Source organism: Herbaspirillum sp. CF444 (assembly GCF_000282135.1).
Taxonomy (GTDB): domain Bacteria; phylum Pseudomonadota; class Gammaproteobacteria; order Burkholderiales; family Burkholderiaceae_D; genus Herbaspirillum.
This window is the reverse complement of the sequence record NZ_AKJW01000065.1, coordinates 17,508-35,639: the sequence shown is the minus strand read 5'-3', so window position 1 is coordinate 35,639 and position 18,132 is coordinate 17,508. Positions and strand designations below refer to the sequence as shown.

General features: G+C 63.3%; 19 protein-coding genes. 4 read left to right on the top strand and 15 right to left on the bottom strand.

Translation table 11 applies throughout. The annotated features are described in order from the left end of the window. Positions 1 to 143 precede the first annotated feature (143 nt). From phnX to PMI16_RS25040, 4 genes are all read left to right on the top strand, one after another. Complete coding sequence (gene phnX, locus PMI16_RS14820; RefSeq protein WP_007880874.1) at positions 144 to 971, top strand: phosphonoacetaldehyde hydrolase; 828 nt, start codon at positions 144 to 146, stop codon at positions 969 to 971. Between the two features lie 89 nt (positions 972 to 1,060). After that, positions 1,061 to 1,786 (top strand): sulfite exporter TauE/SafE family protein, encoded by a 726-nt coding sequence (locus tag PMI16_RS14815; protein WP_007880872.1) that lies wholly within the window; start codon positions 1,061 to 1,063, stop codon positions 1,784 to 1,786. Between the two features lie 210 nt (positions 1,787 to 1,996). After that, positions 1,997 to 2,194, top strand: a complete 198-nt coding sequence (locus PMI16_RS14810) for a hypothetical protein (RefSeq protein ID WP_007880870.1) — start codon at positions 1,997 to 1,999, stop codon at positions 2,192 to 2,194. A gap of 165 nt (positions 2,195 to 2,359) precedes the next feature. Further along, complete coding sequence (locus PMI16_RS25040) at positions 2,360 to 2,749, top strand: YXWGXW repeat-containing protein (protein WP_007880869.1); 390 nt, start codon at positions 2,360 to 2,362, stop codon at positions 2,747 to 2,749. On the opposite strand, the gene PMI16_RS14800 is transcribed toward PMI16_RS25040, so the two are convergent. Genes PMI16_RS14800 through PMI16_RS14730 form a run of 15 tightly spaced genes read right to left on the bottom strand, consistent with a single transcriptional unit; the run spans position 2,722 to position 18,110 of the window. Continuing rightward, positions 2,722 to 4,224 carry a cobyric acid synthase gene (locus PMI16_RS14800; protein ID WP_007880868.1) on the bottom strand — a complete coding sequence of 501 codons (1,503 nt, stop codon included), beginning with the start codon at positions 4,222 to 4,224 and terminating at the stop codon, positions 2,722 to 2,724. The genes PMI16_RS25040 and PMI16_RS14800 overlap by 28 nt on opposite strands. After that, positions 4,221 to 5,243, bottom strand: coding sequence for a threonine-phosphate decarboxylase CobD (gene cobD / locus PMI16_RS14795; protein WP_007880867.1), 1,023 nt, complete (start codon positions 5,241 to 5,243; stop codon positions 4,221 to 4,223). Before cobD ends, PMI16_RS14800 begins: the two co-directional genes overlap by 4 nt. After that, positions 5,236 to 6,210, bottom strand: a complete 975-nt coding sequence (cbiB, locus tag PMI16_RS14790) for an adenosylcobinamide-phosphate synthase CbiB (protein ID WP_007880866.1) — start codon at positions 6,208 to 6,210, stop codon at positions 5,236 to 5,238. The genes cobD and cbiB overlap by 8 nt, the downstream gene beginning before the upstream one ends. Beyond that, positions 6,207 to 6,785 (bottom strand): bifunctional adenosylcobinamide kinase/adenosylcobinamide-phosphate guanylyltransferase, encoded by a 579-nt coding sequence (gene cobU / locus PMI16_RS14785; RefSeq protein ID WP_007880865.1) that lies wholly within the window; start codon positions 6,783 to 6,785, stop codon positions 6,207 to 6,209. Before cobU ends, cbiB begins: the two co-directional genes overlap by 4 nt. Further along, on the bottom strand, positions 6,782 to 7,438 hold the full coding sequence (gene bluB / locus PMI16_RS14780; protein WP_007880864.1) for a 5,6-dimethylbenzimidazole synthase: 657 nt from the start codon (positions 7,436 to 7,438) through the stop codon (positions 6,782 to 6,784). Before bluB ends, cobU begins: the two co-directional genes overlap by 4 nt. Further along, complete coding sequence (locus tag PMI16_RS14775) at positions 7,435 to 8,802, bottom strand: cobyrinate a,c-diamide synthase (protein WP_007880863.1); 1,368 nt, start codon at positions 8,800 to 8,802, stop codon at positions 7,435 to 7,437. Before PMI16_RS14775 ends, bluB begins: the two co-directional genes overlap by 4 nt. Before the next feature lie 2 nt (positions 8,803 to 8,804). Then, the gene (cobO, locus tag PMI16_RS14770) at positions 8,805 to 9,407 is read right to left on the bottom strand and encodes a cob(I)yrinic acid a,c-diamide adenosyltransferase (RefSeq protein WP_007880860.1); all 603 of its coding nucleotides are present in this window, start codon (positions 9,405 to 9,407) and stop codon (positions 8,805 to 8,807) included. A 16-nt stretch (positions 9,408 to 9,423) separates the two neighbouring features. Further along, positions 9,424 to 10,560: a CobW family GTP-binding protein gene (locus tag PMI16_RS14765; protein WP_007880854.1), complete on the bottom strand. Its 1,137-nt coding sequence runs from the start codon at positions 10,558 to 10,560 to the stop codon at positions 9,424 to 9,426. After that, positions 10,557 to 12,122 (bottom strand): precorrin-3B C(17)-methyltransferase, encoded by a 1,566-nt coding sequence (gene cobJ / locus PMI16_RS14760; RefSeq protein ID WP_007880852.1) that lies wholly within the window; start codon positions 12,120 to 12,122, stop codon positions 10,557 to 10,559. Before cobJ ends, PMI16_RS14765 begins: the two co-directional genes overlap by 4 nt. A 43-nt stretch (positions 12,123 to 12,165) precedes the next feature. Next, positions 12,166 to 12,987 carry a cobalamin biosynthesis protein gene (locus tag PMI16_RS14755; protein WP_007880851.1) on the bottom strand — a complete coding sequence of 274 codons (822 nt, stop codon included), beginning with the start codon at positions 12,985 to 12,987 and terminating at the stop codon, positions 12,166 to 12,168. 2 nt (positions 12,988 to 12,989) lie between these two features. Beyond that, positions 12,990 to 13,811: a precorrin-4 C(11)-methyltransferase gene (gene cobM, locus PMI16_RS14750; RefSeq protein ID WP_007880849.1), complete on the bottom strand. Its 822-nt coding sequence runs from the start codon at positions 13,809 to 13,811 to the stop codon at positions 12,990 to 12,992. Between the two features lie 13 nt (positions 13,812 to 13,824). Further along, entirely contained in the window at positions 13,825 to 14,577 is a 753-nt protein-coding gene (gene cobI / locus PMI16_RS14745; protein WP_007880847.1) for a precorrin-2 C(20)-methyltransferase, read from the bottom strand. Further along, a complete protein-coding gene (gene cbiD, locus PMI16_RS14740) occupies positions 14,574 to 15,749 on the bottom strand; it encodes a cobalt-precorrin-5B (C(1))-methyltransferase CbiD (RefSeq protein WP_007880845.1) in 1,176 nt (391 codons plus the stop codon). Before cbiD ends, cobI begins: the two co-directional genes overlap by 4 nt. Then, a complete protein-coding gene (locus tag PMI16_RS14735) occupies positions 15,736 to 17,394 on the bottom strand; it encodes a precorrin-8X methylmutase (protein WP_007880844.1) in 1,659 nt (552 codons plus the stop codon). Before PMI16_RS14735 ends, cbiD begins: the two co-directional genes overlap by 14 nt. Next, on the bottom strand, positions 17,391 to 18,110 hold the full coding sequence (locus PMI16_RS14730) for a cobalt-precorrin-7 (C(5))-methyltransferase (protein WP_007880843.1): 720 nt from the start codon (positions 18,108 to 18,110) through the stop codon (positions 17,391 to 17,393). The genes PMI16_RS14735 and PMI16_RS14730 overlap by 4 nt, the downstream gene beginning before the upstream one ends. Positions 18,111 to 18,132: the final 22 nt, after the last annotated feature.

Here is an 18,132-nt window from a genome sequence, read left to right as displayed (position 1 = left end):
TCCTCCATCCGTTTCACCGTCGTCCCGGCAGACGCTGGGACCCAGTGTCGTGACAACCCCCAATACGACGCTGGGGCCTGACTTTCGTCAGGACGACGACAGTTGAGAAGCGCCGCTTACCCGTCCACCAGAAAGGAATTCCCATGCCCCGTACAAGCACCGCTCCCACAGAGCTCCAGGCCGTCATCTTCGACTGGGCCGGCACGCTGGTCGACTTCGGCTCGCTGGCGCCGACGCAGATCTTCGTCGACGCCTTCAAGAGCTTCGACATGAACATCACGCTCAAGCAAGCGCGCGGTCCGATGGGCCTGTCCAAGTGGCAACACATCCGCACCCTGCTCGACAACCCCGAGATCGCGCGCCAATGGAAAGAGCATCACGGCCAGCTGCCGAGCGACGCCGACGTCGACGCCATCTATGCGCGCTTCATGCCGATGCAGATCGCCAAGGTCGGCGAGTATTCGCAGCCTATCGACGGCGTGCAACAGACACTCGCCTGGCTGCGCCGGCAAGGCCTGAAGATCGGCTCCTGCTCCGGCTATCCGCGCCAGGTGCTGGACGTGCTGCTGCCCTTGGCCGCGGCCGAAGGCATCAAGCCCGACCACGTCATCGCCGGCGACGAGTTGCCGGCCGGCGGCCGCCCTGGTCCCTACATGGCGCTGGCCAACATGCTGGCGCTGAAGATCGGCAACGTCGCCGCCTGCATCAAGGTCGACGACACCACGCCCGGTATCGAAGAAGGCATCAACGCCGGCATGTGGACCGTCGGTCTGTCCCTGTCGGGCAATGAAGTCGGCTGCACCAAGGCCGAACTGGCGCAGTTGTCGCCGGAAGAAATCAAGGTGCTCAAGACCCTGGCCGAAATGCGCCTGCGCGACGCCGGCGCGCATTACGTGATCGACTCCGTCGCCGACCTGCCGGGCGTGGTGGAACAGATTGCCGAACGACTGAAGGCCGGCGAACGTCCTTAAGCCCGCCGGGTACACATGATCCGGGCCCCTTTCGGGTCCGGAGTCTTCCCCGGCGTACAATGCCGGGTCCCTTCCAATAAAAACATCACGTGGCAGCTTATCTCTTCATCCTCCTCGTCGGCCTCGCCGCCGGCATGATCAGCGGTGTCATCGGCACCGGCTCGTCCATCATGCTGCTGCCGGTGCTGGTCTACAATTTCGGCCCCAAACAAGCCGTACCCATCATGGCGGTGGCAGCGCTGATGGCCAACCTGGCGCGCGTGCTGGCCTGGTGGCGCGTGGTCGACTGGCGCGCCTTTGCGGCCTATTCCCTCACCGGCATCCCGGCGGCGGCCATCGGCGCGCGCACGCTGCTGGTCTTGCCGGCGCATCTGATCGAAGTCAGCCTCGGGGTATTTTTTCTGACGATGGTGCCGTTCCGCCACTGGCTGAAAAAGCACGACTTCAAACTCCGCCTGTGGCAATTGTCGGTAGCGGGCGCCGTCATCGGCTTCCTGACCGGCATCGTGCTTTCCACCGGGCCGTTGAGCGTTCCGGTGTTTACCGCTTACGGCCTGACCAAGGGCGCATTCATTTCCACCGAAGCGGCCAGCTCGCTGTTTCTTTACGTCAGCAAAGTACTCACCTTTCGCGAGTTCGGCGCCATGCCGTTGAGCATTTTCCTGCAAGGTCTGCTGGTGGGTGGATCGTTGATGGCCGGTACTTTCGCGGGCAAATTCTTTGTCATGAAAATGAGCGAGGCCAATTTCCAGCGCTTGCTGGATTTGCTGTTGCTGCTGTCCGGCTTGTCGCTGTTGTGGACTGCAATACGGTAAGACCTTGCGCTTCGCCGGGCCTCACGGCGATTACATCCGATGTAATTGTCGCACTCCACGACTGCCCCTACTCTTTGCTTGTCGCGCCGCCAATCCGGTGGCACTCATTCAAAGGAATTTTGAACAGACCGGCAACCGGCCTTCATGTCGGGTGTTCCAAAAAATTATCAAAAGAGTATCCTGTCGGAAGTAAATTATTAAGGAAAGACCATGGCCAAGAAAGAAAAACTCGACGAAGAGACACTCGCGCTCATCAATTGGTGCATCGAAGTGGAGGCATTTCTGGTCGCCGGCGGCGCTACGATCCAACAGGCCCAGGACCATATTGAAGAAGAAGTTGAATGGTTTACGGACCAATTCTATGACGGCCTGTCCCCGGAAGAAGCCGCAAAAAAAGCGCTGGCCTGATCGACGAAGCTACTTTTCGCCCGTGCATGCCGGTGTTGTAACAAAGTTTTTCCGGCAAGTAGAGAACTGTAGGCCAGGTGTAACAAATGGATTCGGCGGATGGTTTTCGACGACGATGGGACTACGATGCCTCATCGTTCTACCAAAAGCCCCCGAAAGACCATCATGCTGACTTTCCGACTCTGCGTCTCCGCCATCCTCGCCGGCAAGAAACCGGCGGCCATCACCTCAGCTTCTGAAGACTTCGTTCTCGTGGCCACCATGCCGCCTCCGCCGCCAAAGAAAGAGGCCGCGCCAAGCGAGCGCGACGGCGTCATCTGGAGTCCCGGCTACTGGAGGTTGTCCAACAACTGGTTTGTCTGGTGCGCCGGTCACTGGGAATTGTCCCGCCCCGGCCAGAACTATTCCGCGCCAGGTTGGGAACGCTATGCCGACGGCTGGCACTTCCATCCCGGCACATGGCGCGACGATGCCGTCGCAGGAAAATCCTCGAAGAAACAAAGCGATGCCGCCAACGGCAACATCGGCTACGACGTCCTCGGCGCTTTCCGCTGAGAACCTGTCGATGAGCGATAGTCGATCTTCAGCAAGGCGTCGAACAAAGGCTGCGTAGCGTCGGCAACGCGCTCCAGGCTCTGCTCGCGCAACTGATCCAGGTCGACCGCTTCGACGCCGCCCAGGCCGGCCCACGCCAGCAAGGCCGAAAATGCCTGCGGCGTGTCGAACATGCCGTGCAGGTAACTACCCAGAATCTGGTCGTCCGCCGAACGCGCCCCTTCAGGACGGCCATCGATATGGAACGCAGGATGCTGCATGGCATCCCCCATCGAAACGCCCATGTGGATTTCGTAACCGGCGACGCCGGCCTCATTGTTGAACGCGCATCGTCCCGAGACTTGCAACAACTGTTTCTGCTGCGTCAGCTCGGTGCGCATCGCCAGCAAATCCAGTCCCTCCATGCTGCCCGGCGCCCCCTCCACGCCATGCGGATCGTCCACGCTCTGGCCCAGCATCTGGAAGCCGCCGCAAATGCCGATCAGCTTGCCGCCGTAGCGCAAGTGCTTCCTGATCGCATCCGGCCAGCCTTGCTGCCTGAGCCAGGCGAGATCGTTGCGCGTATTTTTGCTGCCCGGCAGGATGATCAGGTCGGCAGGCGGGATCGGCTGACCCGCGCCGATGAATTGCAGGTCGACATCCGGATGCGCGCGCAAGGCGTCGAAGTCGGTGTGGTTGCTGATGCGCGGCAACACCGGCACCACCACGCGGAATTTTCCTCTGACGCTCTGCGCGGAAGCCACGGCATCCTCGGCATCCAGATGCAGGCCGTGCAGGTAAGGCAACACCGCCAGCACCGGTTTGCCGGTGCGTTCTTCCAGCCAGTCCAGACCGGGCTGCAACAGGCTGATGTCGCCGCGGAAACGATTGATGACGAAACCGACGATGCGCTGGCGCTCGCTCTCGGACAAGCAATCCAGCGTGCCGACCAGATGCGCGAACACGCCGCCGCGATCGATGTCGGCCACCAGGATCACCGGACAGTCGACGGCTTCGGCAAAACCCATGTTGGCGATGTCGCGCGCGCGCAGGTTGATCTCCGCCGGACTGCCGGCGCCTTCCACCAGCACGGTGTCGTATTGCGCGCGCAGACGGTGATAGGACGCCAGCACGGCGGCCATCGCGCTGGTCTTGTAACGATGGTAATCGCGCGCGTTCATGTCGGCGCGCACCTTGCCATGCACGATCACTTGCGCGCCGGTATCGCTGGACGGTTTCAGCAGCACCGGATTCATGTCGGTGTGCGGAGCGATGCGCGCCGCCTGCGCCTGCAAAGCCTGGGCCCGGCCGATCTCGCCGCCGTCGCTGGTGACGGCGCTGTTCAGGGCCATGTTCTGCGGCTTGAACGGTACGACCTTGACGCCGTGGCGTACCAGCAAGCGACACAGGGCGGCAACGACGGTGCTTTTGCCCGCATCCGAGGTGGTCCCCTGCACCATCAGCGTATGGAAAGGAAGGACAGGAAGCCGGTTCATGCGGCACGCTCCGTGCTCTTGCTCTGACTCCAGCCTTGCAATGCCGCCTGCAAACGCTGCCAGCCGGCTTCATCCGGCGGCAAGCCCAGCCGTATGCCTCCCGCGCCATGTGTAAACAGGCGCACCCAGATCCCCTGCCGCGCCATCCAGTCATGAAATCCGGCGGCGTCTCGCTCCGCCCACCACTGATACATCGCGCTGCCGCTTGCCTGTATGCCTGCCTCGGCCAACAGCTTGTGCAGCCGCTCGCCATCCGCCAGAAGACGCGCGCGCGTGATGCGTTGCCAATTGCCGTCGCACAAAGCCGCGATGCCGATCTCCTGCGCCGGGCCGCTGACGGCCCATGGCCCCAGCCATTCCTGCAAGCGTTCCACCAGCGCATCTTGCGCGGCGACAAAGCCGAGTCGTATGCCCGCAAGGCCAAAGAATTTTCCGACCGAACGCAACACGATCAGTCCGGGTTGCACGCCCGTTTGTCCGGCCACGCTCAGGTGCGGCGTGGTGTCGCCGAATGCCTCGTCAACCACCAGCCAGCCGCCGCGCGACGCCAGTTTCTGCGCCCAGGCGAGCAAGATTTCCGGCGCGACGCGCGCACCGGTCGGGTTGTTGGGATTGCAGACGACCATGACGTCGCAGGCATCCAGTTCCCTGGACAAATCCGCATAGCCGACTTCACACATCGTATGCCCGGACTGCTGCCAGCGATGCGCATGCTCGGCATAGGCCGGCGCGGCCACGACCACGCGCGCAATACCTTTTTCACGAAGCCTCAGCTGCGGCAAAGCCTGTATCGCCGCCTGCGTGCCGGCCACCGCCAGCATGCGCGGCGCGCCGTAACAGGCGCATGCCGCCGCCACCAGCGCATCGCTGGATTCCGGCAGACGATGCCAGGCATCGGCGCGCAATACCGGCGCCGGATAGCCGTTCGGGTTGATGCCGGTCGACAAATCCAGCCAGTCGGCACGCGCGATGCCGTAGCGCATCACCGCATCGTTGAGGTTGCCGCCATGTTCAAGCATGCGTGCCTCCCATCGTCAAACTGACATAAGTCGTATAGAACATCGATATCGTCAAGATCACTGTCAGCCAGAGCATGGCCGTGCGCGACACCAGTTTCCACGCGCGCACGATGTCGTCGGCGACGGCGTCGCGGCCCATGCCCAGCTGCGGGCGCTGTTCCACTTCGCCGTCGTAAATCGCCGCGCCGCCCAAGGCCAATCCCAACGCACCCGCACCGGATGACATCACGGGCCCGGCGTTGGGACTGCTCCATGCCGGCGCCTGCGTGCGCCAGCACATGCGCGCCTGACGCCAGTTGCCCAGCAGCGCATACGACCATGCGGTCAAGCGCGCCGGAATCCAGTTCAGGCCGTCATCGATGCGCGCCGCAACGCAGCCGAAAGCGAGAAAACGCGGCGTGCGATAGCCCCACATGGCGTCCAGCGTATTGGCCAGGCGAAACAGCAAGGCGCCCGGGCCGCCGGCCACGGCAAACCAGAACAAGGTACCGAACACGGCGTCGTTGCCGTTTTCCAGCAAGGACTCGACCGCCGCTTTGGCCAAATCGGTCTCCTGCGATTGCGACGTGTCGCGGCTGACGATGCGTCCGGTCAGGTTGCGCGCCGCAGCCAGGTCGCCGCTTCTCAGGGCCTGCGCAATCGGCATCACGTGATCGCGCAGGCTGCGCAAGCCGATGCAAAAGTACAGCAGCGCCACATGCCAGGCCGCCGCCAGCCAGAACGATTGCCGCGCCAGCAAGATCGTGATCCAGGCCGACAACGCCACCAGCGGCAACACCGCCAACGCCCACGCCAGCGCGCCGCGCGCATGGCTTCCCGGCCGGCGATTGAGGTATCGCTCCAGCCATTGCACGTAACGTCCGAAACCGACCAGCGGATGCCAGCGCGACACTTCGCCGAGCAGCCAGTCCAGCGCAACGCCGGCCACCATCAGCAAGGCCAGCAGCATCATGTCGAAACCCATCATGCCTTATCTCCCTTATGCCCCTTCAGCTCCAGCGGCAAACCGGCGGCAACGAATTGCACGCGTTCACAGATGGCAGCGACTGCCTGGTTGAGGCGCCCCGCTTCATCCACGAACCAGCGCGAGACGGCGCCTTGCGGCACGATGCCCATGCCGACTTCATTGGACACCAGCACCACCTCGCCCTTTGCCTGCGACAGCGCCTGCAGGAAGCGTTCGCGCTCCGCTGCAAAACGCGCCGGCGCGTCGATCCGGCCGACTTCGGGATAATCACGTTGCTCGCAAAACAGCAGGTTGGATAGCCACACCGTCAGGCAATCGACCAGAACGACATTGTCCGGCGTGCTGTGGCGCGCGATGGCGTCGCCCAGCGCGAGTTGTTCTTCCACGGTTTCCCAATGGGCGTATTGCGTACCGCGCTGCTGGCGATGCAAAGCAATGCGCGCCGCCATCTCGTCGTCGCCGATCGCCGCCGTGGCGATGTAGACGACCGGCTTGCCGCCGGCTGCTGCAAGACGTTCGGCCTGCGCGCTCTTGCCGGAGCGAGCGCCGCCGAATACCAAAATACGCTGATTCATTGTTTTTCTTCCTTGTTTCCCCAGGCATCGCGAAAGACCAGATCGTCCAACGATTGCCGTGCGGCCCAGCCTTCCTGCTCCAGCATCGGACGCGCATAGAATTCCTTGACATGACCGAGGCAGATCACCGCCACCGGCTTGGCGCCTTCCGGCATTTCCAGCAAGGCCGCCAGCTTGTCGACGTCGAACAGCGACACCCAGCCCATGCCGATGCCTTCGGCGCGCGCCGCCAGCCACATGTTCTGGATGGCGCAGGCGACCGACGCCAGATCCATCTCCGGTAAAGTGCGACGGCCGAAGACATGACGCTCGCGACCGTCCATCAAGGCCGCCACCAGCACTTCGCCGCAATCGCGGATGCCCTCCACTTTCAGGCGCATGAATTCGTCTTCGCGCTCGCCAAGCGCCTGTGCGGTCAGGATGCGTTCCTGTTCCACCAGCGCGTGAATCGCCTCCCGCCTGCTGCGATCGGCGATGCGGATGAAGCGCCACGGCTGCATGAAGCCCACGCTGGGGCCCAGATGCGCCGCTTGCAGCAGACGTTGCAACAAATCGGGATCGACCGGATGCGGCAAGAAATGGCGGATGTCGCGTCGTTCGGCGATGACGCGATACACGGCGTCGATGTCGCTCTGGCTATAGCGATGGTTCATGTCGACGTATCCTCTTCGCGCGCTTGTTCCGGTATCGCGATCTTCCCGCTAAACAGCGCCGCCGTAGCTTGCGGCGACGATGCAAAACAAGCGTGCAGATAAGTCGCCGTGACGCCCCTTGTGCGATACACGCGTTCGCCCGCCGAAGTGTCGTACAGGCGCTCGCCGGTAAAGGCCGCCGCCATCGCCGTCACGGTGGTCGAATAGTGGAAGGTATGGCAGCGCAAGGCGCCTTCAGTAAATGGAATGGTCTGGTAACCCAAGCCCTGCAAGCGGCGCTGCATGACCGCCCGGCCGGACAGGATCCCCAGCATGCGCGCGCGGGCGCCGTTCTTGTCGGTCAGGCTTTCGAGCAGGTACAGCAGACCGCCGCACTCGGCATACAAGGGCTTGCCGGCGGCGCAATGATCGCGCAGCGCCTGCTTCATGGCGACGTTGTTTTGCAATTCCGGCAGGTGCAATTCCGGATAGCCGCCCGGCAGATAAACGCTGTCCGCAGGCGGCAGGCGCGCGTCGCGCAGCGGCGAAAAATAAGTCAGCTGCGCGCCCAATTGCCGCAACAGATCCAGATTGCCGGGATAGAGAAAAGAGAATGCCGCATCGCGCGCAATCGCGATGCGTTGTCCTTGCAATAGCGGCGGCAGCGGCGGATGTTCCTCGGGATCGACGGCGGCAAACTGCGCCGGCGCAGGCAGGCGCGACAGCTCGGTCAGACCGATGGCCGCCGCTGCCGCGGCGATGCGCTGATCGAGGTCGGCGACTTCCGCCGCCGGCACCAGGCCGAGGTGGCGCTCCGGCAATTTGAATTGCAGGTTGCGCGGCATGCTGCCGAGATAGTCGACGCCGTGCGGCATGCCCTGACGCAGCATTTCTTCATGGCGCGGGCTGGCGACGCCGTTGGCCAGCACGCCGATCAAAGGAAAGCCGGGCCGGTAATGCGCCAACCCATAGGCAATCGCACCCAGCGTCTGCGCCACGCCCGCGACATCGACCACGGCGACCACCGGCAGTTTGAACAGCTCCGCCAGATCGGCGCTGCACGGCTCGCCGTCGAACAAGCCCATCACGCCTTCGATCAGGATCAGGTCGGCATCCTGCGCCGCATCGTGCAACAAGCGGCGGCACTCAGCCGCACCCATCAGCCACAGATCGAGCTGATACACGGTGTTGCCGCTGGCGCGCTCGAGAATCGTCGGATCGAGGAAATCCGGCCCGGTCTTGAACACCCTCACCTTGCGTCCCTGATCGCGATGCCAGCGCGCCAACGCCGCCGTCACGGTGGTCTTGCCGTGATTGGAGCCGGGGGCGCTGATGAATAACGCAGGACAAAGCGCCGGACAGTTCGATGAAGGCAAGGCCGGCATGATCAGAACTCCACGCCCTTTTGCGCCTTGATGCCTTGTTCCTTGTAAGGATGCTTGAGCGGCCGCATTTCGCTCACCAGATCGGCCTGCTCGATCAGCGCATCGGGCGCATGGCGGCCGGTGACGACGATGTGCAGCATCTCGCGCCGTGCGGCGAAGACATCGAGCACCTCCCGCAGATCGAGGTATTGATACTTGAGCACGATGTTCATCTCGTCGAGGATCACCATGTCGTAAGACGGATCCCGGATCATGCGCACCGCTTCGGCCCAGCCGTGGGCGGCGGTTTTCATGTCGGCGTCGCGGTCTTGCGTATCCCAGGTGTAGCCGGAGCCGACCACGTGGAAATCGCAGTTGGCGTGGCCGCCGAGGAAGTCGCGCTCGGCGCTGTACAAGGCGCCCTTGATGAACTGCACCACGCCCAGCTTCATGCCATGGCCGAGGATGCGCATGCCCATGCCGAATGCAGCGCTGGACTTGCCCTTGCCGGTGCCGGTGTTGACGATCAGCAAGCCTTTTTCCTTTTGCGCGGCGGCCTTCTTTTTCTCGAAGCCTTCCTTGTGACGCTGGGTCATGCGCTTGTGCGATTCCGGATCGGTTTTCATATGTTCTCTCTTTGCTTTACTTCCAGTGTGTACCGGTCAGTTCGGAAAGCAAGGCGGCGACCTTGCTGCGGCTCGGGTGATAGCCGATGAACACCAGCTCGGATTTATCGGTGTCCCGCGCTTCGTTGGCGGCAGCGTTGGCGGCATCGGCCGCATCCAGATTAATCGTCACGCGCGTGCGCACGCCTTGCACCAGTTGCGGCCGCTTGCCTTCCAGCGTGCGGACGAAACCTTTGGTGCGCAGGATGGGTTCCGATTTCGCGGCTTCTGCAATGGCCAGCTTCAGCTTGTCAGCCGGTTGCGGCGACTGGCTGCGCAGCGTGAACGACAGCCAGCCCGGATCCTGCTCGTGAAAATGCCTGTGCGTCGCCAACCCGTGGCTGTGCGCGCCGAGGCCGGAATGCGCATGGCCGTTGAGTCGCCCCTGATCGGCCAGCACGCTGGCGTCGGCGCCGGGCATGCGCACGTGCGTGTAGGTGTGCTGATGCGCCTGCAAGGTCGGCTGATGCAGCCGCAGGCCGAGCGCCAGGCGGATGTCGAGCTGCGCCTTGTAAGCCAGTTCCAGGAAACGCACATTGGGCGCGCACGAACGCACGCGCTGCTCGGCGTCCAGCAATTGTTCTTCGCCGAGATCGTCGATCTTGTTGAGCACGACCACGTCGGCAAATTCCAGTTGCCGATTGAACATGTCGGCGACGGCGTCGTCTGTGCTGCTTCCTTTTGCAAACCGGTCGTCCAGCAGCAAAGGCGTATCCACCACCGCCAACGTCGCATCGAGGATGAAGTGCCCCGCCAGCTCGGGCGTTTGCAGGCTTTCCATCACCGCCGTTGGCAAGGCCAGACCGGACGTTTCGATCAGCACATGATCGACCTGCGCGCGTCGCGCGGCCAGCGCCAGCATGGTCGGCACAAAACGATCGTCGTCCCCATAGGCGATCAGGCCGTAAGAGAAATCATGGATGCGCACCTGCTCCGCGTCATCGCTGCTGGCCCGCATCAGATCGCCGTCTATCGTCGCCTCGCCGAACTCATTGATCAGCAACGCCAGCCGGCGCGTCTGGCGGCGTTGCACCAGACTGCGCAGCAAGGTCGTCTTGCCGGCGCCGAGGAAGCCGGTGACGATGGTGACGGGAATAGGCTGCGCTGGCGTCATGCGCGTTTGCTTTCTTGTTGCCAGCGTTGTACCTGCGCCAAGGCTTCATCCAGATTGCCGGCCTGCACCGGATAATCCAGCGCCGGACGACGCACCGTCAGCAGCGGAATACCCAGCGCCTGCGCGGCATCGGCCTTGGCGCGATAACCGCCGGCGTCGCCCGAATCCTTGGTCACCACGCAATCGATGTTCCAGTCGCTCCACAAGGCTTCATTGAAGCCCTGCGAAAATGGCCCCTGCATGGCGCAGATGCGGCTGCGCGGGATGCCGAGGTCGATGGCGCGCTGGATGAATTCCGGCTCGGCGGTGACGCGCACGAACCATTGCTTTTTGTCCGCGCCCGGTGCTTGCAGGAAGGCCGCGATATCTTTCGAACCAGTGGCGAGGAAAATGCGCTCGCCCCTGGCAATCGCCTGTTGCGCAGCTTGTTCCATCGAGTCGCAGACAAGCGCATCGCTCGCGATGTCGGCAATCGCGCTCGGGCGTTCATAGCGCAGATAAGGAATCTCCAGGCTCTGCGACAAGCCCATCAATTGCTGCGACATCAGCGTCGCATACGGATGCGTGGCGTCGACCAGCACGCGCGCTTCATGGCGCAGCAAGGCTTGCTTGCGTGCTTCCACGCCCTGACGGCCAGCCCAGACCGTGACGCCCGGGCAATCCTGCAAGGCCAGCTCGCCGCCGTATTCGGTGGCGGTCGAGACGACCACCTGATGACCTTGCTCTGCCAATTGCCTGGCCAATGCGTTGCCGTCGCTGGTGCCGGCGAAGACCCACACCGCCTGCGACGGCAATGCCGGTTCTTCCGCCGCGAGGATCGATTCGTCATGCCAGTCGTTATAGCCGCGCGGCGTGAAGATGTAGCCGCGCTTGCGCTGGGTGAAACGATTGCCGATGACGATGCTGGTGAGCATGTCGAATTGCAGCGACGGCAATTCATCGAGACGATGGATGCTGACTTCCTGGCCGGGGCGATAGGCGTTCTTCACCACGCCGCACAGCGTATGCGGCGCTTTCGATTCCAGCATCAGCTTGAGGATGCGATAGACGCCTTCCTGGCGGCCGGCGCTTTGCACGTTGTACAGCACGCAGGCCAGATCGGCCTGGGCGATGTGACGCGCGCGGTTCTCGATCCATTCCCACGGGCACAGCAGGTTCGACAGGCTCAGCGTGGCGAAGTCATGCGACAGCGGCGAGCCCAGCAAGGAGGCGCAGGCGTTGGCCGAGGTGACGCCGGGGATGACGTTGACCTGGTAGTCGTCGTCGTCCTTCATTTCGTCGAAGGCCAGCGCCGCCATGGCGTAAATGCCGATGTCGCCGCTGGAAATCAGCGCGACCTTTTCGCCGCTGCGCGCTTTGTCGATCGCCAGCAAGGCGCGTTCGCGTTCCTGCGTCAGCGGCGGCGTGTAGATCTGCTTGCCTTCGATGTGCGAGGCAATCCAGCGCAGGTACAACTCATAGGCCACGATGACGTTGCTGTCGCGCAAGGCGGCAATGGCGCGCGGCACGATCAGGTCGCCGAAGCCGGGACCGACCGATACCAGGTTTAAAACTCCACTCATAAAACTGCTTTCTCTGTGATGCTTGGTTATCTATTTACGTTGTTTATTTCGGATCCGCCGGTGCGTCTGTATCCGGCAAGCCGATATCTTCCACCACCGCCACGGTGACGCCGTCGAGCGCCGTCTTCGGCAAGGCCAGCACACCGCGCGGGCTGGCGATCAGCGCGCAGGGTTCGCATACGCCGTCGACGCCGACATTCTTCTGCACCCATTCCGAGGGCGCCGTCACCCAGCCGCGCGCGGCGACGTCCGACGCCGCGATGACACGCAAGGGCAATTCATTGGCGGCGCAAAAAGTCAGCAAGCCGGGCTCTTCCGCCTTCAGATCGATTGTCGCCACTTCGCGCACGTCGCTCAGCGAACGTCCCAGCAAGGCCAGCGCACGCGTGACGGCGGCGGAGATCTTTTCCACCGGCACGTTCTTGCGGCAACCGATGCCGAGCACCAGCGGTTTCAGTGCTTCGGTCGCGGTCGTCACCACCGGCACCGCGCCGACGACGTTGGCGACGCGATAGGCCAGGCGATTGCCGCCGCCTTCGTGACCGCCCAGCAGCGACACGGCAAAGCGCCCCGCTTCATCGAGCAGCACCACCGCCGGATCGGTCAGTTTGTCTTGCGGCAAGCCTTCCAGGAAGCGCACCGCCACGCCGCTCGCCGCCAGCATCACCCATTGCCCCTGACTGCGGTAGGAGGCGCGGAATTGCTGCTTTTGCGGAATGCCGGCGTTGAGCCATGGCCGGTACAGCGTGCCGCCCAATTGTCCCTGCAAGCGCGCCGCCAGCGCTTCGCTCTCCGCTCGCACCAGCCAGATGCCAAGTGTGTTCGATTGCGTTGTTGCGTGCGTACCTTGCAAGGGAGTGCTCATGGTCAGACCTCGTCTCCGGTGGTAAGGATTTCCACGGCGTCGGCAGCGTCATTGTCTTTTTTATTCTTTTTCACGACGCGGAACAGATGCGTGAAATCCTTGGAATACAAACTCGATTCAACTTGCCGGCCTTTATCCAGCGCCGCGCCGACCAGCATCATGGTGGTCAGGTTCCAGGCGCCGCGCTTGGTTTCTTCCAGCACCGTCGCCAGCGTGCCCTGATAGACGCGCTGGTCGGGCCAGGTGGCGCGATAGACCAGCGTCACCGGCGTGGTGTCGGGATAATGCAGACGCAGGTCGGTGACGATCTTTTTCAGATGCGGACCGGACAGGAAGATGCACATGGTCGCCTTGTGCTCGGCCAGGCGCGCAATCGACTCCAGCTCCGGCACCGCCGAGGCGCGCCCCGAGACGCGCGTCAGGATCACGGTCTGCGACACTTCCGGCTTGGTCAGTTCCGCCGTCACCGCCGAGGCGGCGGCGGTGAACGAGGACACGCCCGGCACGACTTCATAGGCGATGCCCAGCGCTTCCAGCCGGCGCATCTGCTCGGCGGTGGCGCCATAGATTGCCGGGTCGCCGGAATGCAGACGGACGACGTCGATATCCTGTGCTTTCGCGCGCTCGTAGCAGGCCTGCTGCTGTTCCAGATCGAGCTGCGCGGTATCGATCAGTTCGGCGTCGGCGCGGCAATGCTGCAGCATCTCGGTCGGCACCAGCGAGCCGGCATATAACACCATCTGTACGCTGCCGAGCAGCTTGGCGCCGCGTAGCGTGATCAGATCGGGAGCGCCGGGGCCGGCGCCTACGAAGTAGACTTTCATGAACGTGCTTTCATCATTGCTCGTGCCTCTTTTCCAATGCCGTTTTACGAATGAGCATGGTCGCCAGGTAGCCGCTCACGGCATGATCCCGGTCGCCCGCTTCCAGTTCGCGCAAATCGTTTGCCAATACTTCACCGTCCAGCCCGATGCGCCGGGCGAAGGCGCAGTGTTCGGCGATGCCCATTTCTTTCAACAAAGCCAACACCCATGGCAGGCGCGCGCCGACTTTCATCAGCACCACGATGTCGTGGGTTTCGATCTCGTGCTGCAAACTCGCCGGGTCGTCCGGGCACGGCAGGATCAAGGTGCGTTCCTTGCCCACGCCCAGCGGCCAGTCCAGCGCAGCAGCAGCCGACGCATAGCTGGTGATGCCGGGAAATGTCCGGTGCGGAAACACCGGCAGCAAATCCTTCAGCGCCGCCAGGATGTAACCGTAAGTCGAATACGTCAGCGTGTCGCCGATGGTCAGGTAGGCAACGCTGCGGCCGGCCTGCAATTCGGCGGCGATATCCTGCGCCAGTTGCGCGTAATGCTCGCGCAGCACGTTGCGGTCGGGATCCATGTTGAACTCGACTTCGCGCAGACGTTCCGACGCGACGGCCACGCCCTCCAGGCATTGCAGGGCGACCGAAGTGTCGGCGCTTTTGGCGCGCGGTACATAAATCAAATCAGCCTGTTGCAACGCCTGCATCGCCGCCAGCGGCAGATACCCCGCCGGGCCGGGACCGACGCCTATGCCCCAGAACATTCCGGGCTGATCCTTCATGCCGTTGCTCCCAGCAAATTGCCGTCGAGGTCGAACAGGCGCACCTCGACGCGTGTCACCGACGGCACGCGCGCCTGCGCCAGTGCGGCGATGCGGGCCTCGATTTCACGCCACAATGCCGCCGAACCCGGCTCATTTTTCAAACGTTCGATTGCTGCTTCCACTGTGTTTGCACTTTCTATTTCGGCGATCAGCGCGGCCGAAAATCCCAGCGCCGCCGCCAGTTCAGACGCCACGCGAGCCACGCCGCCCATCGCCATGTTGCTCTTGCTCGAATGGGTATCCCATACGCCGTCGAGCACCTTGGCCAGCTTGCCGGGATGGCCAGCCAGCCACAATACGTCCAACTCCGCGCCCTGCTCGGCCAAAGCCGTCTGCGTGAAATCCAGCGCGTCGCCGAGGAAATTGGCGATCTGCACCGAGCGCGCTTCCTGCAATCCCAGCGCGTCGCGTGCGAAGATCCTGCCGATCTTGCCGGGCAGATACGCCACGCAGGCAGCGACGCCGTTGGGCCTGCTTTCATCCGCCAGCGCCACGCGGATATACACTTCAATCGAGGCGATCCACGAGGCCAGCGACATCGGTTCGACGATGCCGGAAGTACCCAGGATCGAGATGCCGCCGACGATCCCCAGGCGCGGATTGAAGGTCTTCTGCGCGATCTTCTGACCGTCTTCGCAGCCGATGGCGAGATCGAAACCGGCTTCGCCGTTCACGTTCAGCTCTTCCAGCACTTCAGCCACCGCCTGCCGCATCATCCGTCGCGGCACCGGATTGATGGCGGGCTCTCCGACCGCCACGCGCAAGCCGGGCTGCGTCGCGGTGCCGACACCGGTCGCCGCCAGGAAGCGAATCTCGCCGACATCATTGCGCGCCACTTCGGCAAAAATCGTCGCGCCGTGCGTGTTGTCGGGATCGTCGCCGCCATCCTTCAAGACTTCCGCGCGTACACGCTCGCCATCCAGTTGCCGCACGTCCTGTATCGGCACCAGCAGGTAGTGCTTGCCGTCCGGCAGACTGACTTCCGCTTTATCGATGCGTTCGCCGCGCAACAGCATGGTCAGCGCCGCCTTCACCGCCGCGGTAGCGCAACTGCCGGTCGTCCTGCCGCGCCGCAGGCCGTTCGGGGCCGGCACGGTGAGGTCGAATTCGGCGCGTTCAAGCTCCCGCATTGATTTGCAACTCCGCTTCCTGTGCGGCAATGACTTGTCCGATGGCGTCGATCATCAAGGCATTGACCACCGTCGCCGCCCACGGCGATCCGCCGCGCGTACCGCTGTTGGTGATGCGCGGCACTTGCAGGCAACGGCGCAGGTCGTCCTTGCTTTCCCGCGTGCCGACAAAACCGACCGGCAAGCCGATCACCAGTTGCGGCCGCCAGCCATGCTCGCGAATCAGGCGCGTGGTCTCGACAATCGCGGTCGGCGCATCGCCGATGGCGAGGATGATGTCGTTGCCGAATTTTTCCCATGCGCGGCGCACGCCGGCGGCCGAGCGCGTGATGCCTTGCGCCTGCGCCAGCAGATGCGTTTCGCGGTCGTGCACGCCGCACCAGGTTTCGACGCCGAGCTGTTCGACCAGCGCGCGCTTCAAGCCTGTCTGCACCATCGTCACGTCGGTCACCACGCGCTTGCAGCGCAGGATGGCGCTAATGCCGGCCTCGATCGCACCGGCGGAAAAATAGATGTCGTCGACCGCATTGAAGTCGCCGCTGGCGTGCACCAGCCGTTGCAGCGCCGTCAGATGCGCCGGCGGAAACATCGACCAGTCGCGGCCGGCCCCGATGATCTCGAAGCTTTCTTTCTCGATCGGATGCGGCACATACGGAGGAAAATCAACTTTCGGCTCATCGGCTTTTGATGCAGCCACGAGCGTCTCGCGGTTCAGCAAACCGCGCACCTGCAAATGATGCGCGCGCTGCGGCTCGCCGATCTGTTCTTCGAAACCGACGATCTGCACGCGGTATTTGCACAGGCTGCAATTCATGGCTGCACGTCCTTCGACCGCTTCGCGTGCGCGCTCCAGCATGACGTCGGCGACGTGCCGGTGCACGCCGAGATATCCGGCCTTCAGCACTTCCAGGCCCGGTTCGCGCTGCTGCAAATCGTCGGCTGCGGCGTAAATGCGCTTGACCAGCACGCCGTCGAACAGGAAGAAAGGCAACACGATGATGCGCGCAAAACCGAGCAAGGCCGCCGCGCGCAAGCCGTCGGCGACCAGCGGCTTGGCGGTGCCCGAATAGCAGACGTAGACACCGCCGAAGCCCATGCCTTCTTCCAGCATGCGAGCCAGTTTCGAGACTTCGCCGTTGGCGTCGGGATCGGTGGTGCCGCGTCCGACCAGCACCAGGCAGGTGTCGTCGCGGCGGATGGTTTGCGCGGATTGCGCTTCGGCGGCGAGCACCCGTTCCTGTGCCAGTTGCAGCAGTTGCGGATGCAGGTTCATCGCCGCGCCGAAATGGAAATCGATGCCGGGATGCTGGCGCGCCAGTTCCAGCACTTCGGCCGGCATGTCGTTCTTGGCGTGACGCGCCGCCAGCAGTACGCCAGGGACGACGGCGACCTGTTTGCTGCCGGCGGCGAGATTGGCTTCCACTGCCTCGCCGATGGTCGGACTGGAGAATTCGAGATAGCCGTGGGTCACCACGAGACCGCGCGCACGGGCGCGCACGATCTCGACCAGCGCTTCGAACTCGCGCACCGCATCGGCGTCGCGGCTGCCGTGGCCGGCGATCACGATGCCGTAGCTTGCCGCATTGTCAACTCTGTCAACAGTATTGACTGCACCGCTGAGGATATCGGCAGGCACTGCGCTCATGCAGCCTCCGCAGGCTTTGCCGGTGCAGGCTCGATCTGGCTGTCCATGGGCGTGTGGGTACGAATCAGCATGATGCTCATGTCGGTGAACTCCTTGTCCACGCAGTCGGCCAGTGAACCATGCCACTCTGCATCGCCACGCGTGAGGTTTTCCCAGACTTCGGTCGGATGATCGGGCCGCACGCCGTTTTCCAGCAGGTAGGCCGCAATATGGCGCGGCATGAAGGAGCGCGCCGCATCCCACGGACACGGTATCACAATCGCATTGCGGCCGTCATTGAGCACATGCACAAGATGGCGCTTGAACGGCGTCAGGTCGCCGCGGCGGTGGAAGGTGATGAAGGTGGTTTCGTCGAAGCAAACCTTGGCGCGCGAGGCGAGGATTTGCGCCGAGGAAATGCCGGGCAAGGTCTCGACCGGATGGCCGCAGGCGCGTTCGACGCGTTCCAGATACTGGAAGCCGCTGAAATGGATGTCGCCCATGAACACCACCACGCAGCGCTTGCCGGCATGGTGCGCGGCGGCAACCAGATCGAGCTGGGCAACCTGGTCGCGATAGCCCATGAGGATGACTTCCGCCGTCGGCGGGATGATGCTTTGCACCACGTTGACGACGGCGTCGAAGCCCGCCACCACGTCGGCATTGCGAATCAGCTCGGCGCCGCGTTGGGTGAGGTAGCCGATATCGCCGGGACCTGCTCCGATGCAGATGATCATATGTTGTTCCTTGAATAATTCT

What these genes read in the sequence shown, in the direction of transcription:
- phnX (WP_007880874.1), top strand. Translation starts at nt 144, where the DNA reads ATGCCCCGTACAAGCACCGCTCCCACAGAGCTCCAGGCCGTCATCTTC.
- PMI16_RS14810 (WP_007880870.1), top strand. Translation starts at nt 1,997, where the DNA reads ATGGCCAAGAAAGAAAAACTCGACGAAGAGACACTCGCGCTCATCAAT.
- PMI16_RS25040 (WP_007880869.1), top strand. Translation starts at nt 2,360, where the DNA reads ATGCTGACTTTCCGACTCTGCGTCTCCGCCATCCTCGCCGGCAAGAAA.
- PMI16_RS14800 (WP_007880868.1), bottom strand. Translation starts at nt 4,224, where the DNA reads ATGAACCGGCTTCCTGTCCTTCCTTTCCATACGCTGATGGTGCAGGGG.
- cobD (WP_007880867.1), bottom strand. Translation starts at nt 5,243, where the DNA reads ATGCTTGAACATGGCGGCAACCTCAACGATGCGGTGATGCGCTACGGC.
- cbiB (WP_007880866.1), bottom strand. Translation starts at nt 6,210, where the DNA reads ATGATGGGTTTCGACATGATGCTGCTGGCCTTGCTGATGGTGGCCGGC.
- cobU (WP_007880865.1), bottom strand. Translation starts at nt 6,785, where the DNA reads ATGAATCAGCGTATTTTGGTATTCGGCGGCGCTCGCTCCGGCAAGAGC.
- bluB (WP_007880864.1), bottom strand. Translation starts at nt 7,438, where the DNA reads ATGAACCATCGCTATAGCCAGAGCGACATCGACGCCGTGTATCGCGTC.
- PMI16_RS14775 (WP_007880863.1), bottom strand. Translation starts at nt 8,802, where the DNA reads ATGCCGGCCTTGCCTTCATCGAACTGTCCGGCGCTTTGTCCTGCGTTA.
- cobO (WP_007880860.1), bottom strand. Translation starts at nt 9,407, where the DNA reads ATGAAAACCGATCCGGAATCGCACAAGCGCATGACCCAGCGTCACAAG.
- PMI16_RS14765 (WP_007880854.1), bottom strand. Translation starts at nt 10,560, where the DNA reads ATGACGCCAGCGCAGCCTATTCCCGTCACCATCGTCACCGGCTTCCTC.
- cobJ (WP_007880852.1), bottom strand. Translation starts at nt 12,122, where the DNA reads ATGAGTGGAGTTTTAAACCTGGTATCGGTCGGTCCCGGCTTCGGCGAC.
- PMI16_RS14755 (WP_007880851.1), bottom strand. Translation starts at nt 12,987, where the DNA reads ATGAGCACTCCCTTGCAAGGTACGCACGCAACAACGCAATCGAACACA.
- cobM (WP_007880849.1), bottom strand. Translation starts at nt 13,811, where the DNA reads ATGAAAGTCTACTTCGTAGGCGCCGGCCCCGGCGCTCCCGATCTGATC.
- cobI (WP_007880847.1), bottom strand. Translation starts at nt 14,577, where the DNA reads ATGAAGGATCAGCCCGGAATGTTCTGGGGCATAGGCGTCGGTCCCGGC.
- cbiD (WP_007880845.1), bottom strand. Translation starts at nt 15,749, where the DNA reads ATGCGGGAGCTTGAACGCGCCGAATTCGACCTCACCGTGCCGGCCCCG.
- PMI16_RS14735 (WP_007880844.1), bottom strand. Translation starts at nt 17,394, where the DNA reads ATGAGCGCAGTGCCTGCCGATATCCTCAGCGGTGCAGTCAATACTGTT.
- PMI16_RS14730 (WP_007880843.1), bottom strand. Translation starts at nt 18,110, where the DNA reads ATGATCATCTGCATCGGAGCAGGTCCCGGCGATATCGGCTACCTCACC.